Source organism: Brevibacillus sp. BC25 (assembly GCF_000282075.1).
Classification (GTDB): domain Bacteria; phylum Bacillota; class Bacilli; order Brevibacillales; family Brevibacillaceae; genus Brevibacillus.
Genome location: NZ_AKIX01000049.1, coordinates 59,925 through 84,134, shown reverse-complemented (window position 1 = coordinate 84,134; position 24,210 = coordinate 59,925). Strand labels below are relative to the sequence as shown.

Below are 24,210 nucleotides of genomic sequence, written 5' to 3'. Positions count from 1 at the left end.
CCAGCCAATTCACCATGTGCAAGAGCGGCTTGCCTACCCGCCACGCATACCAGCTGCCTGCGAATAAAACGACCAGGATCAAAAGAATACCGATCTGGAGGAATGTTTCCTTGACCATGACATCCTCAGACGTCTCTTGGACACCAGACTGATAGGTTGGATTTGGAATGCCCACTACGTATGTCAAATCGCTATTTTTCTCATATCTGCTAGTGATATGAACAGGAACATTTTTGGCTGCCTCACCATTCTGTAGAACTTCCGTCATATCTAACTGGGCGGAAGCGTTCGGGTGATTCCATTGATGGATGAGTTTCCCCTCACGATCATATACCAAGTACCATGCCTTTTCCCGGGAAAAGCTTTTGTTCAACTCATCCCATGTCTCCTTGCTCGTCCCCGTTTTTGCTGCGATCAGGCGCTTTATCATTTCTTTTTCGGGAGCGGGTGTTCCATAAAGGATGATAATGTTCTCGTCAGATTGGTTAATGACCCAATGTGTGATGTGGTAACGAGAAGCATCACGATTTTCTACATAAGCGATCCACTCCCCTGGCCCAAATTGACTGGGAACATCAGCAGGTGTCCGATAGTTGTACAGAATTTTGCCGTGCTTGTCGATGATCTGCAACCAGCCTTGATGTCTCGCCACACTCTTCTCGATTTCCGGATTGACGTGAATACGCTCCGCCTCATAATCAATCTTCAACGTCAAATCAGATGCATTCAGCCTGGACAAATCGACGGACAATTGTTCGTTCATAATCCGCCAGCCTAACCCCAGCATCGCGATAATCAGAAATAGCAGCAAGACGAGGAGAAACCCGAACAGTTGTCGGACATATTGAAAGATCAGCTTGTTCCGCAAATTCATGACTGTCTTGCCGGACTAACCATCTTGTAACCCAGCCCTCTCACCGTAACCAGGAGCTTTGGCTGTCCCGGATTTTCTTCTATGCGCTGGCGCAGCTTGTGAATGTGCACCATGACTGTATTTTCATCAAACATCCCGTACTCATCTTTCCATACATGATCGTAAATTTGTTCTTTCGTAAATACCCGGTTCGGATTCTGGCAGAAAAAGACGAGCAATGAAAATACTTGCGCCGGGCAGTCCACTCGTTCTCCGTTCACGAACAGCTCGGCTGCCTCCACATTTACTTGAAAACGTCCAAAATCAAAGCGCTTTTCTTCCTGCGCTGGAGCAGATCCCCCCAAGGTTCTGCGCAGATGAGCCTTCATCCGGGCAACGACCTCTAGTGGATGAAATGGCTTCGTTATGTAGTCATCCGCTCCATAAGCAAATCCGCTTAATTTATCAAAATCCGTGCCCTTTGCTGTCAGAAAAAAGATCGGTGCCTTCGTTCGTTGGCGCACGGCTACGCACAGCTCAAATCCATTTTTATCAGGCAGCATGACATCCAGAATCAATAAGTCGTATGTCTTCTCCTCCACGAGACGAATCGCCTCTGCTGCTGTCGTACATGTATCGATCTGGACAAAGCCTTCCTTTTTCAGCACTGTTTGGAGCATCTGCAAAATCGCTTCTTCATCATCTACCAGCAAGATTCTTGCTTCTTTCTCCATATCCGTTCCCTCCCTTGCTGTCATTCATTCTACCATGAGAAACGACGCCAACAAAAAAGATAAGGAAATGGTAAGGTAGCGTTTTAGTAGGGGAAAGGTCTGGCCATTATGATGAAGGAGAAAGGAGCGGATTCACCTATGTGGGCTATCTGCCAACACGAATTTTTTCGGTTGTTTAAAAGTATCAAATCGTTAATTACCGTTGCCTTTATCGTCGGCATCTCGTACTTGGTTTCTGACCTCGTCAATCAGGCAGCAAGCTTTCTCCCACAACAGGAGCTGGCGCAGGGACACGCGCTTGGTATCTTTGTACTCATCATGCTTTTCGGGCCCTTGTTTGTATTCAGCCTGTCTCATGATGTCATAAACCGTGAGCTAGCGGGCAGGACGATTCGCTTTCTCGTCACCCGGACTTCACGCAATCAGATCATTCTAGGGAAATTTCTCGGAGTGGCGTTCTTCTGGTTAACCTGCATGATTATTACGTTTGGCGTAGTTTTCGCCACCGTGCAAACGTTTGACGCGAAGACCTTTTACCTCTGCGTATCCCTGCTTATCTATTGCATCTCGCTGGCACTGCTGCTCTCGCTCGTAATACCTCGCCCCAGCTACACGATGTTTTTGGGAATTGTGATCGCACTGATCATGCCAGGTCTCGGACTGTGGAGCACCTTCTCCAGTCACCCAGCAGCACCATGGATTAAATATTTGACACCCTTTTCATTTATGGAAAAAGGCGGCGCCTGGACCGGCTTCATTTGGCTCTATGCGGCAGCTTTTCTGATCGCTTCTATGTACCTATTCCGACGGAGGGATTGTTAATGGCAATGATCGAGACCATACAGTTGAACAAGCACTTTGGCAATCGCACGGTCGTGAATGACGTCAGTCTTACTGTGCACAGCGGGGAGATTTTCGGATTCCTCGGTCGAAACGGCGCAGGAAAATCGACCTTTATCAATATGCTGACAGGCATTCTGATTCCGACTGCCGGCACCATTCGCATGTTTGGAGAAGATGCCCATACAGAGGGATGGAAAAAACGAATTGGCGTACTGCCGGATTACTCCACCTTCTACGACCATTTATCTCCTGCGGAGCACCTGCACTATTTCGCTCAGGTAAAAGGCGTCACACTGACAAAAGAAGAATGCATGCGCATCCTGACAGACGTGGAGCTTGAGGAGCATGCATCCCGCAAAGCCAAAACCTTTTCCTTCGGGATGAAAAAGAAGCTGGGTATTGCCCAAGCATTAGTCGGAGACCCGGAGCTCATCTTCCTTGATGAACCTACTTCTGGCGTAGACGTCGAATCAGGCCTGCATATTCAAAATTTGCTACGCAAGCTCCATCAACAAGGAAAAACGATCTTCATGACCTCGCACAATTTGAATGAAGTCGAGAAAATCTGTACCCGCATCGCCATCATGAAAAGCGGAAAAATCAGTTCACTCGGCACTCTCGATGAGCTGCAAGCTGCCCATCAGGCATGGCGATCTGTGCATGTGCGTCACTCGGCTTTTGCTACGGAGGATTCTGGAAACCTGCGCACCTTTATTGAGTCCCTCGGGCGCAATACGATTTGGGGAGACGGACGTCTCTCGATCCAGGTCGATGATGATCAAAAAGTGGCAACCCTCGTTCGTGCTCTTGTTCAGGCACGCGTGGATATATATGGCGTGAACGTTGAAGTACCTTCTCTCGAACGAATTTTTATGGGGGAAGAGTCTCATGATGCTTAATCTCGTTTTTGCCCTGCTCCTATCCGGGATGCTGCTTTTCAACATCTCGATAGGAAAAAGCATGACCACCGGAAGTATGGCAATCACAATTGGCCTGATTGTCCTCAATCTCATCTTTTTCATCACAAAGTACAGGAAGAGTCAGCATGAAAAAATGAAGGATCAGGTTAGTAGATACGAACGATAATCAGGCCCATGTAAATGGGGGAAGATTCGCATGGCCAGTAGGTATCTGGAGTTTGCCGTTATCCTGACAGGGATTTTGCTGTATAAAATCTTTTGGGGAGATCTTACACCAGGAGCAATCGGGATATTAATTGGGCTGATTTTTGTTACTCTCATCCTTTTCATGAGAAAGCAGTACGCAAAACGCGAGGAACAAAAGAAGGAAGAAAATACTTAGAAAAAAGCAGCTTGATTGCCACCGAAAAACAGCTCGCAAGTTATGCGGCTATGGGGCAATGAGCTGCTTTTTTCTACAAGATTTCGAGAAGCTGATCCAGTCGTTCAATGACAGCGAGTGGCTGATGCTCGGAAGTAGGCTTCTTCCCTCGTGGATTGATCCAGACTGCTGAGAAGCCTGCGTCCATCGCGCCTGCTACATCTGCCTCCCACGTATCTCCAACGAAAAGCACCTGCTTGCTCTCAACACCAAGCTTTTCACGAACATGTTCATATATGCGTAGATCAGGCTTATGATGTCCGATGATTTCGGAGAGAAACACCCGCTCCCTAGGAAAATACGCAGACAATCCCAACCGCTCTAGCTTGATAAATGCCATATCGACAGGACCATTGGTGACAATCCCTAGTGTATGCTCTTCTGCCAACCTCGCAATGGTAGACTGAACAGTGGCATCTGGCTGAACTGCATCCATACATGCAGCCTGATAGGCGCGTTGAAAATCGTCGACCTGCTCCGCTTCAATCTGTCGGTTACAATCAGCCATGGCTCGCTGAAAACGCAACCTTCTGTATTGCGTAAAATCGTAGCGTTTGGCAATGACATCGACCCACAAATCATCTCCGTGGCGCCGCAGAGCCTCAAGAAATTTCTCTTGGTCTAGTTCTGCTGTAAGTGCATGGGTCGCAATCGTCTGCTGCATCCCTTTCTCCCAGCAAGCTGAAAAATCGAAGAGAGTGTCGTCGAGATCAAATAGGATTGTTGTAAATTTGGACATGGCTGAGTTGCGTCCCCTTCCCTTTTTCTTGCTGTTTTCATTGTGCATATGACTCTGTCTTTTGTTATGATCATTGTAACGGAAAAAGGAGGTGGAAACATGTCTAACGAAAAACTGGATATTTTAATAGAGGGTATGAATGAGTTGCGTTTGGTTGCTCATGCTCTTATGGACCGGCAGGACGAATTGGATGCCAAGATGGAAGCTTTGACTATGGACGTTCACCAGTTAAAAAACGATGTTGCCGAACTAAAGCAGGATGTTGCTGAGTTAAAGGAAGGGCAAGATCGCCATGAGCGTATCTTGGAGACATTGGCGCTGCGCGCTCTCGAATGGAATAATTTCCGCCTCGATTTCATTCGCAAATCTTCCTGAGACCTTTAGCCTTTAGGCAATTCCACAAGCAGTGTCTCTTTCAACTCAACTGGCAAAGAAATAGATTGGCGTGTATTCGCATCGATCATGACCATTGTCACATCGGCGTCCGCCACTAATACATCTGCAGCGTTGTACAGCTCCTGGCGGATGACGAAGCTTTTTTCACCCACCTTGACCACTGTAGTAATCGCCGTTACCTCTTCACGCATCTTCAACTCTTTGCGGTAGTTAATGTTAATATTGACCACTACCGGCATGATGGCCCGTCTCCTTAATTCATCCAGCGTAAATCCTTGCTCCCATATCCACTCAAAACGCGCCCATTCCATGTACTCTAAATACTTGGCATTGTTCACATGTCCGATTACGTCAATATCAGTAGAACGAACAGTTAGATGATAGCGATGAGCCATCGTCCTCACTCCTTGTTTTTCTTCAGTATAACGAATTCAGGTAGCTGAGTGAACATTCATTCAAAATATTCCGAATGATCATGCTGTTCTTTCCTGAACTTTTTCCTATAATAAAAATAAACGCCAGAAAGGAAGATTGGATGTTCGAACAAGAACTATTGCCGACCTTGCAAACAGCTCGCTCCCGGTATCAGGATGCACTCGTCCATTTGAAAGAAGCCGAGCTTGGCTGGAAGCTGGCTCTGGGCTCCAATTCCATCGGATTTTTGATTCATCACATCGCGGAAGTCGAATATCGATTTTGTATGATGTTTTTCGGAAGAGCAATCCCGTCCGAAATCACCCTCACTACAATTGGACCTGTAAAGGATGAAGGGAACTTTACCGACTTGTCTGCCTTGCTTGCTTTCAAAGATGCTGCCTACTATTACTTGCTGGATTCTCTGGCTGCCCTGCCAAAAGACGCGTGGGACATCCCCTGTGAAGCACCGATTGCCACGTTGACTCCCCGTCAGGCACTTGGTCGTCTGATCTATCATATGGGCTACCACGGCGGGCAGATTGGACTTATCCGTAAGTACGGAGGACCTCAATGAGTCTCATTCTGACAGGTGAGCGGCTCATCATTCGCGAATTGCTGCGTGAGGACTTACCCGACTTACTCGCCACCTACAACAGTAACCCAAAGTACAATCAGCTTCGAAACGGCACGAACACAGTAAGTCTTGCTGAACTACAAGCCGAATATGACGCCACGATAAGCATACCTTCCGGGCATTGGCTCGCCATTACTCGTGAAGGTACGATCATCGGAGTCATCCATATCGTCCTCTCCAGTGAAAACGATCCAAAAAGCTGGATTAGTCTCTTGCTTCTGCATGCCGATTATCAGCAGCAGGGCTTTGGAAAAGAGGCAGTGATACTCATGGAATCCTACTGCATCCAGCATGGCAGTCAGCATGTTCATCACGGTGTCATTGCGCATAATGAACACGCTCTTCTTTTCTGGGGGCGGCTTGGCTATGAGCAGTATCGTCAGGTGGAGGCACCAGTCGGTCGGCTGACACAACCGGTGCTGCTGGTAGCCAAGTGGCTAACCCCTACAAATTAAGGAGGTGAACTATATGAACCGTCGCCTTTTTGAAAATGATGTGCCCACCCTCCTCTCCTAGTCGGTGAGGAAGAGGTTCTCTTACTGCCTCCCGGCTACGGAATAACGCTCGAATGATTGATTCATTATTCCGGGAGGGACTTGTTATGTCACAATCACAATGGAAGCAAATGTTTTTGGGGGCTGTCTGCCTAACTCTCGCCGCAGCGATCTGGGGCGGTGTTTATGTCGTCAGCAAGGTCGTGTTGGAAGTGATTCCACCGTTCACGCTATTGATTTTGCGCTTTTGCATTGCTTTAGTCGTGTTGGGGGCATTTACCGTTGCTCGCAAGGAGCGTGTCGCGAAAAAGGATTATCCTCTTCTGATGGCCATCGCCTTCGTCGGGGTCACGATCTCAATCGCCGCGCAATTTCTTGGTACCAAGCTGTCTACTGCCCACATGGGTGCATTGATTACCTCAGCATCCCCTGCCTTTATTGCCATTTTTGCGGTCTGGCTATTAAAGGAACGGATCCATCTAAAGCAGGCATCGGGTATTTTGTTAGCGACGATTGGTGTGATTATCGTCATCGGTGTTCCAGATCAAGCTGACGCCCAGTCTTCCCTGACAGGCAACCTGATTTTATTCGTAGCAGCGATTAGCTGGGGATTGTATACCGTTCTCAGCAAAAAGGCAACGCAGCGCTATTCGTCCCTGCTAGTCACTACCTACGTAGCATTGTTTGGCATCATCTTTACAAGTCCGCTCATGTTTTGGGAACTGTCTGTCACGCCTGTCTCCTGGCAATTTGGTTGGGACATCTGGGCAGGCGTCCTCTATATCGGGATGATTTCTACCGCAGGTGCTTTTTATTTGTGGAACAAAGGCTTCGAGTTGATGCCCGCAGGGAGTGGGGCCGGATTCTTTTTTGTTCAGCCCATTGTCGGTGCATTTTTAGGCTGGCTGTTGCTGCATGAGCATTTGAGTGTCGGCTTTTTCGCTGGCGGCGCATTTATTTTCCTCGGTGTCGCCTTGTCCACCCTGCGTACACGTGAATCGGCCAAAAATAAACGTGAAACGATGGAGGAACATCCTCTCCCCCATTACAACGAGAAGCAAGGCTAAAAATCATGTATGATTACATGCTACGAGGACTTCCCATTCGTTGGGAAGCCCTCGTTTTCATATGCTTATGGACGAAAATATTGACGTACGCTTCCTTTTTCAAAAGTCAGCTCCACTTCAGCAAATGCTCCATTAATAAACGTGATTTGCGGCGGCATATGCCCACAATCTACATCGTAAAGAACAGGGACTTGCAACTCAGTAGCCAGCTCCTGATAGACGTCTTCCACCCTATAACCTTCGACCGCCTGATTCGCTGGACTGCGCCCAAACATGATCCCCGCACAATGATCGAACCATCCGGCCAGCTTCATTTGTACCAAAGATCTGCGTAGATCAGTCGTAGAAAGCTCACAGTTTTCCAAATACCAGATGATCGCTTCATTCCCGATCTGTTCTTTTTGAAACGCTTGTACGTCCCCATACGGTGTGCCGATCACATGCCGAATGATATCGATACAGCCGCCAAGTAGCCGCCCCTGCATGTTTACGTGGGGAGTAGTCTCTGTGGTTTTCCATAGAGTCGGTTCCGTTAGGTGAAAGATATGCGGCGAAGGATTCGTATGCTGCCATTCCTTTTGATACATCAGGGAAGAGTACTGCAAGACTGATTCTCCCTTTTGCGTTGACAGAACCGTTTCCCACATAGCGGTCGTCGCATCCATATCTGCTCCACGCAAATCTATCAGATTCGTCCCATGGGCCGTAGCCATCCCCGTTTTTAATGTAATCGCGAGCAACAGTACACTCACATCTGAATAGCCTAACACCCATTTTGGTTGCATGGACTGAAAATCAAGCTTGTCTAAAATCTCAATCAGCAGCTCGCCACCCCAGGGAGGAATGATGATATCGACGTCTTCATCTTGCATCAGGGAGTTGAATTCGGCTGCGCGGTTTGTGGCAGGAGCTGACTTGGCTTTTTCCTGTGTCCAGACTGTATCTTTGCAAACGATGGAATACCCCCTGCTCTCCATGCGACTGCATGCCAGCCTAATTAGTTCATGTAAATACTCTGGTACACCAGATGATGGCGCAGTTACACCTATAGTAGCGCCCTTTTTTAACGATGGATACGTGATCATGCTTCTCCCTCCCGCTCGCTATGTATGATTTTGGATAATCATACCACATACCACCAAAGCATTTTTCAGGCTTTCTGTATCACTATTGATTTTGAACATACTGGTTTTAGAAACCTGGAAATGCACTTCTCATCACTACGTCTACTTTTCTTAGACAAAAAAAAAGACGGCCTATAGCCGTCATCAAGGTATATAAAACGGGAGGGAAGTAGAGGAGTTCAAACAAACGTGTTTCCAGTTCGTGAATGATTACTTCTTGCTGGCGTCAGTCGTTGTAGACTGTCCAGTGGAACCGCTGCTTTCGGTTCCCGTAGCACTAGGCGATCCAGTGCTGGTACCTGCATCAGAATTGGCATCTGTCGCAGGTGCTTCCGTAGACGAACCTGTGTCCGTCGAAGCATTAGAGCTGTCCGCAGAAGCGTCCGTTGTAGACTGATCTTGCGAAACCGAGCTATCGGTCGATTGTCCGCTATCAGTAGTGGAGGACCCCGGAGCGGTTTCGCTTGTCGTGCCCTCTGGTTGTGTTGCCGGTTCAGGAGTTCCTGTTGTGTTAGAGCAGGCAACCAAGCTGCCAGACAGGAGTAATGCGACAGTGGCAATGGAGAACCATTTTTTGTTCATGTTCATTCCCCTTTCATTCCTTGGCTTCGTGACCTTCTCGCTGTCACACTTATATCGTAACGGACAAAGATAACCATTCTGTAAGGAAAGTGGGAAAAAACGATGATCAAAATATGAAAAAAGTATGACCATGATCATTTTGTTCGGATCATGATCTTAGTTCTCCGGTTTAATCCTTGGAAGCCAAATCGTAAAAGTACTGCCCTTCCCAGGCGTGCTCTCCACTCTGCATTTGCCATCATGCAGCTCTACCAGCTCTTTTACAATAGCGAGTCCAAGCCCTGTCCCTTTATTGTTCTTGGAACGTCCCCGATCCACTTTGAAAAAACGTTCCCAGATACGATCCAGGTCATCTGCTGCAATTCCCATCCCTGTATCGATCACTTGAATCTGTACGTATTCCTCTTCCAGCGAAGCACGCATGCGAATTTCACCCGCAGCTGTAAACTTGAGTGCATTCTTCACCAGATTTTTCAGAATTTGCGCGATCCGGTCCTTATCGGCATAAATTCTCGGCAGCTCGTCCTCTACCTCTACTCCCATGCGAATCCCTTTTTCCTCTGCTTCTTGATGGAAGGAAAAAGCAACCCGATTCATGACATCTGCCACATCGACAGGGAACTTGGCCAGATTTACTTCGTTGTTCTCCAGCTTCATCAAGTCCATCAGGTCATCCACCAAACGGTTCACTTGCATCGTTTCGGTGTACATCACAGCGTAATACTTCTGTCGCGCCTCTTCTTCCTCTACCAAGCCGTCTTGCAACGCCTCAAGAAAACCTTGGATCGCGGTGAGAGGCGTACGCAATTCATGAGAGACATTCGCCAAAAAATCATTGCGCACTTGCTCCAGATGATGACGCTCCTGCTCTACCTTTTCCAGCTTCTGTGCCATCGTATTGATCGTTTGCGCCAAGTCGTTGATCTCGTCAGACGTATCGACCTGGACGCGCTCTGCGTAATTCCCTCGACCAATTTCAGCCGCTGTTCTCTCAATGGTTCGCAATGGGCGGGAGATTGACCATGACAAATACGAAACCATGATCGTAGAAAGAAGCACCCCAAACAATGTCGCCCACAGAATCGACTCGCGCATTTGACCAAAGGTTTTCTCAATTCCTTCAATCGGCGCGTGCAAAATAATTCCACCATAGACGTTTTCGCCCTCGCCCCACGGGACGGAGACTGACAACATCGGGTCATCCATACCTTCGATTTGCAGCTCGGTCACCGCACTTTTTCCGTTCAGCACGTTACCCGCGATGGAAACTGCCACGGACTTGCCTGTAAGCATCTCATCCTTCATCGAAGTCGCGACAATTTTTCCTTCCGTATCAAATAACCAGATGCGGGTATCAAATGACTCGTCCAGCATCGCCAGCTTGTCCAAGAGCCGTTTGTTTACTTCATTGCTGTTATGGATAGCGGCATTCACTTTTTTGGCCATCCGCAAAAGCTCTTCTTCTTTAGCGTTGTAAATATACTCTTTCGTAAAAAAGGAGAGAACGATCCCTGTAATCCCTAGCCCCACCAAAACGGTAGCCAAAAAGCTGACCAGCAGTCTGCGGTAGATACTTTTCGACATGCCTAGCATCAGTTATCCACCCCAAACTTGTAGCCGATCCCCCAAACCGTTTGAATGCATTCATAAGGGAGCTTATCTAAACGCTGTCTGATCTTTTTAATATGAACATCGATCGTTCGAACATCGCCAAAATAATCAAAGCCCCACACTTGTTCCAGCAATTGCTCCCGCGACCATACACTTCCCGGAGATTTGACGAGTTGAACAAGCAGATCAAACTCCTTCGGGCGAAAGCTCACCTTTTCCCCGGCAACGATCACTTCCCGTTTATCCAGATCAATCGTCAATTGATCAAAAGCAAAGGTCCGAAGCACTGCCTCATCTTCTACTTTTGGCTTTGGCTGCAATCTGCGCATAATCGCGCGGATACGAGCAACGATCTCACGTGGACTAAACGGCTTCGTTACGTAATCATCCGCTCCGAGCTCCAAGCCGAGCACACGATCAAACTCCTCATCCTTTGCCGTCAGCATAATAATCGGCGTATCCCACTTCTTACGGATTTCCCGGCATGCTTCAAAGCCGTCCAACTGCGGCATCATGACATCGAGAATGACCACATCCGGCTGTTCCTTTTCCATCATCTCAAGAGCTTCTCGTCCATCTGTTGCTGCGATGAGCTCGATTTGTTGTTTTTCAAAATAAAGGCGAATAATTTCGCGTACGTTTGGATCGTCATCGGCAACCAAGACTTTCATCGTGGACATAGCCAATAACCTCCCTTCTTTCCAAACGACATAAAATGAAACATGCCGTTCAGACAATTTACGTTTTTCCATGGTAACATACATCACCCGTGTTGTGGACGGATAGAAGTCCTATCCAGCTGGTAAAAGCAGGACAGAAATTGTTTGCGAAAATAAAAAAGCGAGTGGACCTAAAGCCCACTCGCTCTTATTCTTTACTTCGTTTCTCTTACAATCGGGACACTGCGTGTGAGGCTAGCCCACAACAACCCTAACAGTGCGCCTGCAAAAGCTGGCACCAGCCATCCAATTCCTACTTTGTACAGTGGCAATTGTTCCAGAATTGGTGTCAGCGAGTCGATAGACAATCCAAGCTGGGAAGCTCCATCCAACAGACTGATGACAGCCGTTGCCGTAATCGCGCCTACGTATACGGCACGATGTCCTTTGAACATCCGATCACAAAACGTCAGCAGCATCAGCACGATCGCCAGCGGATAAATCGCCATCAAGACAGGCACAGAGAAGGTAATCAACTGCGTCAAGCCTACGTTTGCTACCGCAGCACTGAACGCACACAGGATCACGGCCATTTTCTTGTAGGAGATGCTAGGAATACGACTCGAGAAAAATTGACTGCACGCTGTGACGAGCCCAACAGAAGTCGTAAGGCAAGCAAGCGTAACAGCTGCTCCCAGCAGGAGTGAGCCTAAAGGACCGAACAGTTGATGCACAACCCCGGTTAGGATCTGACCGCCGTTTTCCGATTTCGCAAACGAAACACTCGTCGCTCCTAAATAGCTGAGGGCAAGGTATACGAGTCCGAGTCCCGTAGCGGCGAGGATACCGGCTTTGATCGTGGACCACATCACTTTTTTGCGATCGATGATGCCTCTATCCTGAACAGCCGATGTTACTACCAGACCAAATACCATCGCAGCCAACGCATCTAGTGTCAGATAGCCTTCGATAAATCCTTTGAAGAATGCTGTATCCTGATAGGCGCCTGTCGGTTGTCCCACCTCACCCAAAGGAGAAATGAGTGATTTGACAAACATCAGACCAATGATGATCAAAAGAGCAGGTGTCAAGATTTTACCGATTCGATCCACCAGCTTGCTCGGGTTCAGACTCAACCAGAAGGTGATGGCAAAATAGACGATCGTGGTCACAAAAAGCGGTACCCAACTGCCTTTCATGGATTCAGGCAAATACGGCAACACGCCCATCTCAAAGGTTACTGTACCTGTCCGCGGAATCGCCATGAATGGACCAATCGACAGATAAACAATAAAGGTAAACACGACTGCAAACATCGGATGGACTCTTGACGCCATCGTCTGCAAATTACCACCAGCCAAGCCTACCGCAATGATTCCCAGTAAAGGCAGACCTACACCGGTAATCAAAAAGCCGAGCATCGCGATCCAAACATTATCTCCTGCAGCTTGTCCTAGAGCTGGCGGAAAAATCATGTTCCCTGCTCCAAAGAATAGGGCAAACAGCATCAAACCAATTGTAATTGTTTCTTTCGTTGAAAGTTCTTTCATATGAATCCTCTCAATATTATTTAGTGAAATAAAATTTTCATTAGTATAACTTGAAATTAACTCACTATTCAACCTTTAATTTTTTAAAATTATTGAACTTTTGTTAAAAATGAAAGTTTTTATAGGTCAAATACCTCTTTTCTCTTTATCGCTCCTACTGCTTCCCATACGTACAGACAATAGATACTGCGCCATGGAGCCCACTTTTCTCCTAGCTTGCGAATATCGTTTTCATTTGGCTTCGAATTCAATCCATAGAGGTGAACCATTCCATTTCGCAAACCGATGTCAGCAGCTGGCAACAAGTCTGGACGCCCCATCCCAAACATGAGCAGGCACTCCACTGTCCACCGTCCTATTCCTCGCAGCGAAGTGAGGTACGTAATGATTTCCTCGTCCTTCATTGTCCATAGTCTTTCCAAATCTACCGTTTCATTCACAATGGCACGGGCGAAATCGATAATATACTCTGCTTTTCGCTGACTAAATTGCAGAGTACGCAAATCCTCCACAGTCAATCTCGCTACCGCATCAGGAGTCGGAAAAGCGATGATGCCCTCGCCGTTTGGGTTTTCTACTGGGTCGCCTGCCAGTGTAACCAGCCTCTCGGTCAAATTGGCTGCAAAGGTCAGATTGATCTGCTGTCCGATAATCGTCTTGACCATGCATTGAAACAAATCAGTATCCAGCATAGGACGAAGACCTCGAAACCGCTCGGTCAGGATGGCGAGTTCCTTTTCCTCCCTCATCTGCTCGTAAATAACGGATAGATCCAAATCGGCACTAAAAGTACGGCGGATCATTTTTTCTAGCAGCTGTTGTTCTGTCGTGGACAAAATCGCCTGTGTCTCGTAGCGCAATGTGGGTTCTTCCAAACTGCCCACAAATTGCATATGGACCAGAACAGGCCGTAAGCCGATACGAAAGACGCGCTGTAGGCTATTTTTTTCTTTATTTACACGTATCTGCGTATCTGGATGTGTCTCAAGACGCCGAAGCAACCGGTCAAAAGAATATGGAGGAGTAAGCGAAATAATCGAATAATTCACAAGACTCTCACCTTTCCAGATAAAATAAAAACCTCCGGAGAATCCTCCGAAGGTGTCAAGTATACTTCGCAAAACTTATTTCGTAAACATTCCTTTGAGAACAAATTTTACGTTTGCCGGACTTTCTGCCAAACGACGCATGAAATATCCATACCAGTCGTTTCCGTACGGTACATAAACACGCATTTTATATCCTTCGCGAGCCAAGTCAATTTGGGACTGCGTACGAATACCAAACAACATTTGGAATTCAAACTGTGTGCGCGGGATGCTGTGTTCCTTTTCCAGCTTTTTCACAAAATCAATGATGTTGTCATCATGAGTTGCCACAGCAGCGTACCCGCCGTTCAACAGATGCTGCTTGATGATTTTTTTGTAGTTCTCATCTACATCTGGCTTGTTCGGGTAAGCGACTTCAGGAGACTCCTTGTAAGCTCCTTTTACGAGACGGAAGTTCACTTTTTTGTCCTTCAGGCTGTCGATATCGTCCGATGCTTTGTAGAGATATGCCTGAATAACGGTTCCGACGTTGTCGTACTCTTGCAGTAATTCGTTCAGAATCTCCATGGTCACGTGATTGTGTGCGTAGTCCTCCATGTCGATACGAACGAAAATGTTTCCGTTTTTCTTAGCCGAATCCAAAATGCGTCTCATGTTGTCCATGCAAAGCTCACGGCTGATATCCAGACCGAGCGAAGTCATTTTCAACGAAAGATTGCAATCGACACCGGATTGGTGGATCGCTTCCAGCGTTTTGATGCAATAGTCAGCAGACTCGTTTGCTTCCTCTACGCTGAACACGAATTCGCCTAGATGGTCCAGTGTGCAAACGAGACCTTGCTGGTTCAGTTTGCGAACGGCGCTGATTGCCTCCGCAATGGTTTGACCGGATACAAAGCGACTCGCTCCAAAGCGTAGACCCCACTTTTTCGCGGCAGAATTTAAGGTTTTGTTTTTGGATAAAAATAGAAAGAAATCCTTCATAGCTTGTTCCATCGTTGACTGTCTCCTCCTCAACGTACTCTGTCCACTTCTACTAGCATGAATCGTGCCAACTTATTCTCGTAAGCGCTATCGTGATGTCTATACGACATTTTCAACACATATGTACATTGCGTGTCTATTCTTGTACACTTCTGATTAGATGTACAACAGGGACGAGCCGTTTTCCTGTTAGTTTGGATAAGAGGTGACGATTTGAAACCGTTATTTTCGCTGGATAGTACGCTCTCTTCCTTTGCGATTCCGCTTCCACCTGATCTTGTCAAAATACGCGCAGGTGAAACTATAGGTGAATGGGTTGATAAAGAACGAAAGGGCAGAGTCGTCATCGTCTCTTCTACAACCACGCTCGAACAATCTATCAGCCACATTCTCGCTGGCCCAAGCGTTTCCAATCTGCCGACACTCGTCATCGTGGATGAACAAGGGACGCCGACAGGAATGGTCGAGCCATACCAGCTCATGAATGCCTTTGTCGTGTTGACCCAAAACCAGTCTGCCCTGCTCAGTACCTTGATGGATACGATGAGTGAGGCCGTCACTATCGTGGACTCCCGCAACGTTGTCCAACACTGGAATCGGGCAGCAGAAACTATTTATGAAATCGATCGCGAGCAAGTCGTCGGAACTTCTCTCGATGAGCACTTCGCGAGTGAATCGATCCGCCTGCTCGATGCGCTGCGTCAAGGGACATCCGTTCAACGTGTCTATCATATTCCTCGTCCTGATAGTCATGTACTCATTAATGCGGCACCGATTCGCCGCGAGGGTGAAATTATCGGTGCGATTTCTATTGAACAGGATATTACCGAGTTGGTTCGTCTCAATGAAGAATTAGCACATACGACGGCCCATCTCCACAATTTACAGCAAGAGATGAGTCGGTTTCAGGCAGCAGACGATCCTTTTTATGCGATCAAGGGGCATTCCGCCTCGATTCAATCCGCTATTGGTTCCGCAAAAAAAGTGGCGCAGACGGATGCGACTGTGCTGATTTATGGAGAAAGCGGCGTGGGGAAAGAGCTGTTTGCCAAAGCAATTCATCAGGCAAGTCGCCGACATGAGAAGCCTTTTATCGCGATCAACTGCGGTGCCATTCCTGCCGCTCTGTTCGAAAGTGAGCTGTTTGGTTATCAGGGCGGTGCTTTTACTGGAGCCGAGAAAAAAGGCAAGCCTGGCAAGCTGGAGCTAGCGCATGGCGGGACACTTTTCCTAGATGAAATTGGGGAGCTGCCGCTAGAGTTGCAGGGCAAGCTGCTTCGCGCCTTACAGGAACGACAGTTTTACCGCGTAGGCGGAACGGAGCCAATCACCGTCAACACACGGATCGTAGCGGCGACAAACAGACAGCTGGAGCAAATGGTTGCAGACGGTCGTTTTCGCGAGGACTTGTATTATCGGCTGAACGTCTTTTCTCTGGAAATCCCACCGCTTCGCGAACGACGCGAGGATTTGCCAGAGCTCGTGCAAATTTTCATTCATGAGTATTCGGTCGCCCATGATCACTCCGTACCACGCATCTCTCCCGAGGTCATGCAAGCGTTGTTCGAGTACAATTGGCCGGGGAACATCCGACAGCTTCGCAACGTCATCGAACGTCTGTCGATCCTGCAAGAAAACGGCGTTATTTTGCCTGAGCATCTGCCGTCTGTCATTCGCAGTCACGCAGAACCCACACACGTCTCTGTGCACACTCCGATTGGGGGAACGTATGCGCCGCCGACTCCGACACCGCCGTCTATCATACGTCCGTCTATTGCGTACTCTTCTCAACCTGTGAACGAAAAGGAGCGCATTCTGGCAGCGTTGGAGCGCACCTACGGTAACAAAAAGGCAGCAGCCGAGCTACTCGGCGTATCTCGCGGCACCCTTTACAATAAAATGAAGAAGTTCAATATAAACGAGGAGTCTTTCAAATGGGATTGATAACATGGTCCGATGATACGTATCAAATCCATTATGCTGGGGAAACGATTGTCCTTTTGCCGAAGGAATACGCCTTGTTTCAATTTCTGTACACATGGAAAAACCGGGCCTTTTCAAGAAGTGATCTGCTGGATCGCGTCTGGCCGCTGGAAGAACCGACAGACCGTACTGTCGACGATCACATTTACCGCTTGCGGAAAAAACTACAAAAGTGGTCGCATCTGCTCACGATTGATACGGTCCGAGGAGTCGGCTATCGGCTTACTCTAAAAGAGCAGCAATCGCCTAGTCCATCAGCATTAAACAGCGGTTTCTCCGAGAACATCCAGAAGATGCTAACCACTTACCACGGCATGGGTATGGGGGCCGCCTTGCAGACGCTCTATGCCAATCAACAAGTGCTTGGCTTCCAAATGGACTCTTTTTACGCTACCTATTTGCGGTTTGTTGTCGGTGACTTCAACTGGTTTGTCGAGGATCAAGCTTCACCTAAGTCAGAGAAACTGTTTTATTGGTTCCATTTGCACCATATGACAAAATTGGACTCACAAAAGACAATAGAAGTTTTTGAATGGGCAATGAGAAATCTGGAAAGCATGCCTGCTACTTTTCAGGATGAAATGAAAATCAATGCAGTCGGCGTATACGCTCATGCGAAGCAATGGGAGCGAGCCAAAAAACAGCTGTTACCCGCAAGAGAGGTTGTCGAACGAGTCAATTCACCCGGCTTCCAACTCTTTCTTCAATCGGAAGAAGCCTTCCTGTATCTACTGATGGGTCAGGTGAATAAAGCGGAGGAAGTGATTCAACGCTCAAATGACATCTTGCAGACACTCCCCATGCAGCGTGAGCTCGGAAGCTTCACCATTGCTCGCGGGCTTTGCTTGTACCATCGACAGGAGATCACCAAAGCGCGTCGCGTGGTCGACGAAGGCATTGAAGTCGTCCGTGCCACCAAGTTCGTCCCTCACCTGATTTATGCCATACAAAGTATTTTGTTGTTCTTCAGGAACTTCGGCTATGATGCAGAATGGGAGCGCAAATACCAGAAAATCTGGACGGAATTATCCGAAGAGTACAAGTTCGACTACTTGCAGAAAAAGATTCGTGCCATCATCTCATCAACTATCTGATATTCCTCTGACAAATCCCTTTTATCATCGAGTTAACAGATCGATGGAGGGATTTTTTTGTTAAAAGAAAATAGAACGTTTCGCACGCTGTTCATCTCTTACGGACTGTCTACGCTTGGCGATTGGTTTGATTTTATTGCGGTATCCATCCTGTTGGGGTTTGTATGGAAGGTTGATCCGATGACGATGGCCCTCCTGCCCGTTGCCTATGCAGCTCCAAGCATTTTGCTCGGGCAGTTTGCCGGGGTGCTTGCAGACCGCGTGAACAAGGTACGTATGATCATGACGATGAATATCATTCAGGCTGCTCTTACTCTACTCCTGCTTGCCATGCCTACTCCGTTCTGGTTCCTATTGGTCATTGCCCTGCGTTCAGGTGCCTCTGTCTTCAATGATCCAGCGCAGCAGACCTTGACGCGTCAAATCGTACCTGAGAATCAGTTGTTACAAGCCTCTGCTTTGAATGGAGCCGTATACCAGATGGGGAAATTGATCGGTCCACTTGCCGGAGGATTGGTAGCGGCCGTTTTTGCACCCGCCATTTGTCTGATGATTAATGCTTCGACATTCCTTCTCTCTACTGGATTTCTGTTCGCGATTCGTAAAGTGGAGGATACGTTGCCTACTACATCCGCAGAAGAACAGACTCTCCCTTACCGTCAAGCATGGCAAGAGGGATGGCGGATCTTTTTGCAAAACCGTGTCCTGTTGTTCAGCACGATCTTCGCAACCATTACCTCGTTGGCGATTCAGTTGGCAGATACACAGTTTCCCGTGATCTTCCGCGAGAAGCTGCCCGACAATCCGGAAATGCTCGGGTTTACAGTCAGTGTCATTGGATTAGGCGCACTTGTCACCGTCACCTTACTACATCGCTTAAAAGAGATTCGTTCCTATGGGTGGGTGCTGGGCGGTGGCGTTTTGCTCATTGGAATTAGTTTTTCGTGGATTGGATTATTCCAGCCGGGTGATGGCATGTATTGGCTGCTGATTCCCGCTATATTGGCTGGAGTCGGAACAGGTCTGACTTCAGTCGGCGCCAATTATCTGGTACAAAAAGAAAGCCCCCCGCAAGCACTGGGCCGCGTGAGGGGAATTATCGATTCATTGACGAGTGCCACTTTCATTATTGCTCCGTTGCTCGGTGGCGTCATTATGACCATCTGGGGTCCAAATACTGCTTTTTTATGGGTCGGAGTGTTAATCGCTGCAATTGGCGGAGGCGCTGTCCTCTTACAACGTTGGATTTGGGGGAAACGAACAAAAGACGTGGCTGTCGCTACCGCTACGGCTGGATCGGAACGAGTCGGATAATTTTATCGTCCCCTTCTCTCGGATCTCCACGACCATCGCGGTTGTTGGTCAACAAATAGAGTGTGCCATCTTTTCCTTCGACCACATCGCGTAATCGTCCGAACTCGTCTTGGAACAAAGTAGCAGTCTCCAATACCGTATCAGGTCGAGTAGCGTCTAAGCTAATTTTTTGAAGCTGCTTACCCCTGAGGTTCGCTACCAGTAGTTGTCCTTTCCACGGCCCTTTAGATACAAACGTCATGCCAGAAGGAGCCCATGTCGTATCACCGCTTTGCAGGAGGGGGGTTTTCATCCCCTCTTTTTGCTGTTCACCGAAAATGACCGGCCAGCCGTAATTTGCGCCCGGCTCGATCCGATTGATCTCATCATGTGCAATCTGGCCGTGCTCCGAGCTGTAGAGTATTCCGGTATCCGGATACCATGCGATGCCTTGCGGGTTGCGATGTCCATAGCTGTATACAGGTGAGCCGGAAAAAGGATTGTCGACAGGAATGGTTCCATCCAGATTGATGCGCAAAATTTTTCCGGCGAGACTTGCCCGATCTTGCGCAAGCATCGGCTCATGCGAATCGCCTGTCGTAATATAGAGACGCTGATCCGGACCAATTTTGATCCGTCCTCCGTTGTGGATCGAGCTTCCCGGGATTTTGTCGAGGAGTACCTTATCAATCTGTGCTGCATAGTTTACTTCTCGCAGTCGCAGGACACGATTGAAAGTAGCCTCTCCCTCTTTGTAAGTATGGTAAACGTACAAGTAGTGGTTATTCACAAAATCGGGATCGAGCACAAGGCCCAACAGCCCGCCTTCTCCCTCGCTTATGAACGGGGCAGGAAATGAGATGAGCGGTTCCGGAAGCAGCTTGCCCGACTGAATCACTCGCACTCTTCCTGGTCGCTCTGTGAAAAAGATCCGACCATCCGCGGCTATATCCATAGCCCAAGGCACATCCAATTGATCAGCGAATACCTCCATCCGATATGGAAGAGACTGTTGAGTTGGCTGCGATTCTGTTGCAGGATTCGCTTCACAAGCCACAACCGGCATACTCAAGATCAAGGTAAGCACACACACCATCCATTTTTTCCACATCTCACGTTTCCTCCCTGTGCGATTTGTCCAGTAGGAACCAGGAAGCATTTTAGACAAAGTTTCGCTAATGTACGCTTATGTTCCTTTTTCGCAGTGCAAAAAATCTTGGATTCCCCCCAGCAGTTGTGCCGGGGCAGAAGCCCGGTGACATGTTTTCCAGTCGCCTGTATCCTCTCTTCGTTCGGGCGGTCTCCTTCCAAACATATCACCGTGCTCCCACAGCTGAGGTGGACGTCCAGTTTTTAGATCGTTTGCTTGGTTAGCCATGAAGTCTTGTCCGCTTTTTCTTTGCAAGTTCATCTCTTTGATGCCTTTTCAAATGCGACTTAAGCCGCGTAGGAAGAAGCGGATTTCCAGCCCTAGCGCCTCTGGAGCCCTACTTAGCGAAGGAATGAATGACGGGGGTTTTCAGCCTCAACCTCTGAAAATTCATCCTCGAACCTCTACTTTTGAGGCGCTCCCGACATTCATTCCGTAGCGGACAGCCCCCGCCTCCCGGCAGGGCGTAGGCCGAAGCGTAGGCTGGAAATCCGCTTCTTCCGCTCACAACAGCCCCTCAAAAGGCAAAAAAAAAATTGGTCCCCATTGAACCAATTCACGAAAAGACCTACTCGATATTCACTTGTCTTCGTTCCTCGATTTGCCGATGCAAAATGTACTTTCGCAAATTGTGAAAATGACGTGCATTGATTCCTTTGATCGTACAGCCGTAAAAACAGTTCGGACCCTCTATTCGTTCATGAATGATAACCAGGTCTGTTTTCACTACCCCATCCGGGCGATTGCGACCATACAATTCGAAGGAAAAGACAATTTGCTGATCCGCAGGAATCTGTTTGTCTGAGCGGAATGCCAAGCCTCCCAGACTCAAATTCACCAAGTATACCATTTGACTATAAACGGAAAAAAATGAGTCTGGCTCCTGCGTCGGATACTGGATCCATCCCTTAACCTCCATGTCGAAACGGGGATAGCGTCTGCGCTGTTCCCGAAACTCAGTAGCTGTTGGAGAGTGGAACAAAAACAAGCGATTTTTGTCTTTAGCCACGACTACGGCTTCAAACGTATTGATCGTTTCATAATCAGCCGTCAATAGACAAGGGATCTGATCCCCTACAGTGACATCAAATGGGCTGGGAAATACGGCTTCGATCAAGTCCCCTTCTTCATAGGTAACATGACCTTCTATCACTCGATTCCCTTTTCTAATTTGTATTATGCTTTCCATCTGCGTTCTCCACCACTTCGCACAAATATATTACCGGGATTTCCGAAATCTTTACCTGGATGCTTTTCGCGGAAAATAAGGTATAATGGGAACATTGACAGATAGGAGGTTACAGACCGATGAATCGTTATCAATTGGTAACACTGGCTTTGGCATTTTTGGTAACCGCCTGTCTCATCGGAGTTGGCATTGCCATTGGGGAAAAAAGCCCCCTCGGTATCCTTGGCTGTATCGTTGTTGCCTTCTCGTTGATGGGATTTGGCTTTTCGTACAAGCGCAAGCATATGCGCTAACCTCTTCTCCGTTATCGCCGTACAAGCAAACTGTTCACATAAAATAGGACAGAGGGCAAGCCCTTAGCCTGCTTCAGCAGTTGTCTAGCGATAGTATAAATGTGTGGCTGGCTCCGATTTACCTTGCGATCCGCGAGATAAAACGCGACTAGCCCGTCCACGATCATACGGTGAAATGCAGGATTTGGCAAGCGTTTAACGCTTGCCTTTGCTTGTTCTATGAAAAGCTTTAAGCGTTCAGTCGCTATCCGTTCCGAATCGTAATAGCTCACGAAGTTTAAATCTCCACCCATTTTATCTTCTTCCAGGTCAATTAAATAGTCTAATAAAATATGTAACCCGCACAGCCACGGAAAGTAAGCTTCACTTACCGTTTGAATTTGTTCTTCCCCTACATCTGGATCAGTCGCCAAGCAAAAAAGAGCGAATATCCCGATGGTCGAGCCTGTAACAGCCGCAAATTCTTGCCAGTGCAAATCGTGATAGCGTTCTTTGTACTGATCCCACCACGTCAACAAGTGATCCTCGCGCAAATGGGGAGCAATGTGCTTGTATACTTGTAAATCACTATACAAACAAGAAAACTCGAGTATCTTTGTCTGGATTTTTTCATAGGCTGGCAATTGTGCGACATGCTGTTGACAGGTCTGAACCAGCCCAGCCAAAAAGCCGCCGTCATCCTTATCCTCACGGTACAAATAATAATCTCGCAAGGGCGCGCCTGGTGTCAGTGCATCCTGCATCGACACGTGAAGCTGACGGAAGTCTTGCGGGTCTAGTGACGTGCTGCGATCACACAGATTATCTAAGTAGTCACTGATTGTTTGGTAGGCGACAATCAGCGGAACAATTGTCTCCACATACGGGATGACCTGTGCTGCATAAACACATCCCCCTTGGCAGTGAAACTTTTTGGAGTTCATGCTGTCTTGTGCCTGTTTTCTCAGCTCGGGATTAGGAATCGCCTGTGCTCTTTTGTACCAGGCCGCAAACTCTCGCTCCAGAACAGGTTGTACATGACGATAGACTCGGTAAAGTAGCTGCCATGGATTACGTAGTTCGCTCACTTATTTCCCTCCCAAAACAAATGTAAAACGGAGGCGTTCCCAAGCTTTTACCAGCTTACATCGAAGCCCTCGCTCATGACCAATAGAAATATCTTATCACATTTGGATGCCCACTCCAAAAGTCAGCCCTGAAATACACCAATTCGCCTTTTTGACTCCATATAGAGTACAAAAATAAACTTTTTCGTATTGATACGAGTAGAAGAGATCGTCATTTCCATCTGACTCTCCAGCTCCAGCATGCGTTTTCGCACCTCAGTAAAATCGAAGAGCGTGGTCGCGTAGCTCTCGAATTTGGGATTACTGTAATCGGTTAGCCCCAGAGAAGCCAGATGGGTTAATGCCTGATAGATGGCTCTGCGAACTCGCTGCTCAGCGGCCTTTGTTTCCTTTTGGATCAGGACAGTCACTCCCTTTCCCAGCTTGCGGGCAGCAATCGCCCAAAAAATATCGCGTAAAGGTGGGAGATTCACTTCCCCATCCCTTTCCTTCTCCCAGCGATACAGCCACTCCATCATGTCGAGTAAATCTTTGCTGCCTTTTTGGCTAATCATCCCCAGTTCAGTTAAGAGAAACCGTGCGGAAGACAAGATGCCCTTTTCAGGATACGATGCTTCTTTGGCAAGAGCTGCTGTCACGTTCATACTGCCGGACAAGACGGAAAGTGACCGCTGAATACCCTCGATGGATTGCTGCAGCAAAACGCGTTCCCGTACCTTTTGCAGAACACTGATGACCTCCAGTCGATTCACTGGTTTGGTCACGTAGTATTCGATCCCTGTCGCATACGCCTCAGCGATCATCTCCTTCGTTTCGATTTGCGAGATCATGACAATTTTGCCTGTAAAACGCCTCAACTGGCGCACTGTTTCAATACCATCTCGATTCGGCATCAAAAGATCAATCAACAAGATGTCTACTTGCTTCCAATTCAAAAAATCGTGGTCAATTTGTGAGCCATCCTCTGCTTCCCCACATACCTCTCCCAAATCAGCATCCTCAATCATTTGGCCGAGCATGAATCGAATCCCAGGATCGTCGTCCACGATGAAGTAGCGCATTAG

At 47.8% G+C, this 24,210-nt stretch carries 26 protein-coding genes and 1 pseudogene; 12 read left to right on the top strand and 15 right to left on the bottom strand.

All coding sequences use genetic code 11. The annotated features are described in order from the left end of the window. Nucleotides 1-874: pseudogene (locus tag PMI05_RS14540) on the bottom strand (sensor histidine kinase); the annotation flags it as partial. Beyond that, entirely contained in the window at nt 871-1,587 is a 717-nt protein-coding gene (locus PMI05_RS14535) for a response regulator transcription factor (protein ID WP_007722795.1), read from the bottom strand. The pseudogene PMI05_RS14540 and the gene PMI05_RS14535, both read right to left, overlap by 4 nt. 108 nt (nt 1,588-1,695) lie before the next feature. Between PMI05_RS14535 and PMI05_RS14530 the strand changes: the two genes are divergently transcribed. Genes PMI05_RS14530 through PMI05_RS14515 form a run of 4 tightly spaced genes read left to right on the top strand, consistent with a single transcriptional unit; the run spans nt 1,696 to nt 3,732 of the window. Further along, entirely contained in the window at nt 1,696-2,409 is a 714-nt protein-coding gene (locus PMI05_RS14530) for an ABC transporter permease (RefSeq protein ID WP_052006432.1), read from the top strand. Next, nucleotides 2,409-3,329 (top strand): ABC transporter ATP-binding protein, encoded by a 921-nt coding sequence (locus tag PMI05_RS14525; RefSeq protein ID WP_007722789.1) that lies wholly within the window; start codon nt 2,409-2,411, stop codon nt 3,327-3,329. Before PMI05_RS14530 ends, PMI05_RS14525 begins: the two co-directional genes overlap by 1 nt. Further along, nucleotides 3,319-3,516: a hypothetical protein gene (locus PMI05_RS14520; protein WP_007722785.1), complete on the top strand. Its 198-nt coding sequence runs from the start codon at nt 3,319-3,321 to the stop codon at nt 3,514-3,516. Before PMI05_RS14525 ends, PMI05_RS14520 begins: the two co-directional genes overlap by 11 nt. A gap of 30 nt (nt 3,517-3,546) precedes the next feature. Next, nucleotides 3,547-3,732 (top strand): hypothetical protein, encoded by a 186-nt coding sequence (locus tag PMI05_RS14515; protein WP_007722782.1) that lies wholly within the window; start codon nt 3,547-3,549, stop codon nt 3,730-3,732. Nucleotides 3,733-3,805: 73 nt separating this feature from the next. Here PMI05_RS14515 and PMI05_RS14510 read toward each other — a convergent pair whose 3' ends face one another. After that, nucleotides 3,806-4,510: an HAD family hydrolase gene (locus PMI05_RS14510; protein WP_007722779.1), complete on the bottom strand. Its 705-nt coding sequence runs from the start codon at nt 4,508-4,510 to the stop codon at nt 3,806-3,808. A 99-nt stretch (nt 4,511-4,609) separates the two neighbouring features. Here PMI05_RS14510 and PMI05_RS14505 point away from each other — a divergent pair, with 99 nt between their 5' ends. Beyond that, on the top strand, nt 4,610-4,885 hold the full coding sequence (locus PMI05_RS14505) for a hypothetical protein (RefSeq protein WP_007722776.1): 276 nt from the start codon (nt 4,610-4,612) through the stop codon (nt 4,883-4,885). 5 nt (nt 4,886-4,890) lie between these two features. Here PMI05_RS14505 and PMI05_RS14500 read toward each other — a convergent pair whose 3' ends face one another. Continuing rightward, nucleotides 4,891-5,301 (bottom strand): thioesterase family protein, encoded by a 411-nt coding sequence (locus PMI05_RS14500; protein ID WP_007722773.1) that lies wholly within the window; start codon nt 5,299-5,301, stop codon nt 4,891-4,893. Between the two features lie 140 nt (nt 5,302-5,441). On the opposite strand from PMI05_RS14500, the gene PMI05_RS14495 reads away from it, so the two are divergent. From PMI05_RS14495 to PMI05_RS14485, 3 genes are all read left to right on the top strand, one after another. Then, nucleotides 5,442-5,897 (top strand): DinB family protein, encoded by a 456-nt coding sequence (locus PMI05_RS14495; RefSeq protein WP_007722769.1) that lies wholly within the window; start codon nt 5,442-5,444, stop codon nt 5,895-5,897. Then, a complete protein-coding gene (locus tag PMI05_RS14490) occupies nt 5,894-6,412 on the top strand; it encodes a GNAT family N-acetyltransferase (protein ID WP_007722766.1) in 519 nt (172 codons plus the stop codon). Before PMI05_RS14495 ends, PMI05_RS14490 begins: the two co-directional genes overlap by 4 nt. A gap of 146 nt (nt 6,413-6,558) precedes the next feature. Beyond that, entirely contained in the window at nt 6,559-7,518 is a 960-nt protein-coding gene (locus PMI05_RS14485) for a DMT family transporter (protein WP_007722764.1), read from the top strand. Between the two features lie 65 nt (nt 7,519-7,583). On the opposite strand, the gene PMI05_RS14480 is transcribed toward PMI05_RS14485, so the two are convergent. From PMI05_RS14480 to PMI05_RS14450, 7 genes are all read right to left on the bottom strand, one after another. Then, nucleotides 7,584-8,603 carry a S66 peptidase family protein gene (locus PMI05_RS14480; RefSeq protein WP_007722761.1) on the bottom strand — a complete coding sequence of 340 codons (1,020 nt, stop codon included), beginning with the start codon at nt 8,601-8,603 and terminating at the stop codon, nt 7,584-7,586. 249 nt (nt 8,604-8,852) lie between these two features. Next, the gene (locus PMI05_RS30055; protein ID WP_081496828.1) at nt 8,853-9,224 is read right to left on the bottom strand and encodes a hypothetical protein; all 372 of its coding nucleotides are present in this window, start codon (nt 9,222-9,224) and stop codon (nt 8,853-8,855) included. Nucleotides 9,225-9,380: 156 nt separating this feature from the next. Continuing rightward, complete coding sequence (locus PMI05_RS14470; protein ID WP_007722752.1) at nt 9,381-10,817, bottom strand: ATP-binding protein; 1,437 nt, start codon at nt 10,815-10,817, stop codon at nt 9,381-9,383. Next, complete coding sequence (locus tag PMI05_RS14465; RefSeq protein ID WP_007722748.1) at nt 10,817-11,515, bottom strand: response regulator transcription factor; 699 nt, start codon at nt 11,513-11,515, stop codon at nt 10,817-10,819. Before PMI05_RS14465 ends, PMI05_RS14470 begins: the two co-directional genes overlap by 1 nt. A gap of 194 nt (nt 11,516-11,709) precedes the next feature. Then, nucleotides 11,710-13,044, bottom strand: a complete 1,335-nt coding sequence (gene brnQ, locus PMI05_RS14460; RefSeq protein ID WP_007722747.1) for a branched-chain amino acid transport system II carrier protein — start codon at nt 13,042-13,044, stop codon at nt 11,710-11,712. Between the two features lie 119 nt (nt 13,045-13,163). Beyond that, nucleotides 13,164-14,093 (bottom strand): DNA-3-methyladenine glycosylase, encoded by a 930-nt coding sequence (locus tag PMI05_RS14455; protein WP_007722743.1) that lies wholly within the window; start codon nt 14,091-14,093, stop codon nt 13,164-13,166. 75 nt (nt 14,094-14,168) lie between these two features. Continuing rightward, on the bottom strand, nt 14,169-15,089 hold the full coding sequence (locus tag PMI05_RS14450) for a proline dehydrogenase family protein (protein WP_007722740.1): 921 nt from the start codon (nt 15,087-15,089) through the stop codon (nt 14,169-14,171). Between the two features lie 201 nt (nt 15,090-15,290). Between PMI05_RS14450 and PMI05_RS14445 the strand changes: the two genes are divergently transcribed. From PMI05_RS14445 to PMI05_RS14435, 3 genes are read left to right on the top strand one after another with little or no spacing between them, the layout of a single operon-like run. Next, nucleotides 15,291-17,021: a sigma-54-dependent Fis family transcriptional regulator gene (locus tag PMI05_RS14445; protein ID WP_007722737.1), complete on the top strand. Its 1,731-nt coding sequence runs from the start codon at nt 15,291-15,293 to the stop codon at nt 17,019-17,021. After that, nucleotides 17,012-18,154 (top strand): winged helix-turn-helix domain-containing protein, encoded by a 1,143-nt coding sequence (locus PMI05_RS14440; protein WP_007722735.1) that lies wholly within the window; start codon nt 17,012-17,014, stop codon nt 18,152-18,154. The genes PMI05_RS14445 and PMI05_RS14440 overlap by 10 nt, the downstream gene beginning before the upstream one ends. A 57-nt stretch (nt 18,155-18,211) precedes the next feature. Continuing rightward, on the top strand, nt 18,212-19,468 hold the full coding sequence (locus tag PMI05_RS14435) for an MFS transporter (RefSeq protein ID WP_007722733.1): 1,257 nt from the start codon (nt 18,212-18,214) through the stop codon (nt 19,466-19,468). On the opposite strand, the gene PMI05_RS14430 is transcribed toward PMI05_RS14435, so the two are convergent. Together PMI05_RS14430 and PMI05_RS14420 are read right to left on the bottom strand one after the other, a co-directional pair. After that, nucleotides 19,440-20,558, bottom strand: coding sequence for a sorbosone dehydrogenase family protein (locus tag PMI05_RS14430; RefSeq protein WP_007722730.1), 1,119 nt, complete (start codon nt 20,556-20,558; stop codon nt 19,440-19,442). The genes PMI05_RS14435 and PMI05_RS14430 overlap by 29 nt on opposite strands. Before the next feature lie 607 nt (nt 20,559-21,165). Next, nucleotides 21,166-21,786 carry a PilZ domain-containing protein gene (locus PMI05_RS14420; RefSeq protein ID WP_007722725.1) on the bottom strand — a complete coding sequence of 207 codons (621 nt, stop codon included), beginning with the start codon at nt 21,784-21,786 and terminating at the stop codon, nt 21,166-21,168. 119 nt (nt 21,787-21,905) lie between these two features. Here PMI05_RS14420 and PMI05_RS30880 point away from each other — a divergent pair, with 119 nt between their 5' ends. Next, nucleotides 21,906-22,079 carry a YlaF family protein gene (locus PMI05_RS30880; RefSeq protein WP_007722723.1) on the top strand — a complete coding sequence of 58 codons (174 nt, stop codon included), beginning with the start codon at nt 21,906-21,908 and terminating at the stop codon, nt 22,077-22,079. An 11-nt stretch (nt 22,080-22,090) separates the two neighbouring features. On the opposite strand, the gene PMI05_RS14410 is transcribed toward PMI05_RS30880, so the two are convergent. Beyond that, complete coding sequence (locus PMI05_RS14410) at nt 22,091-23,146, bottom strand: tetraprenyl-beta-curcumene synthase family protein (RefSeq protein WP_007722720.1); 1,056 nt, start codon at nt 23,144-23,146, stop codon at nt 22,091-22,093. Nucleotides 23,147-23,268: 122 nt separating this feature from the next. Next, nucleotides 23,269-24,207, bottom strand: a complete 939-nt coding sequence (locus PMI05_RS14405) for a response regulator (RefSeq protein ID WP_007722717.1) — start codon at nt 24,205-24,207, stop codon at nt 23,269-23,271. Nucleotides 24,208-24,210: the final 3 nt, after the last annotated feature.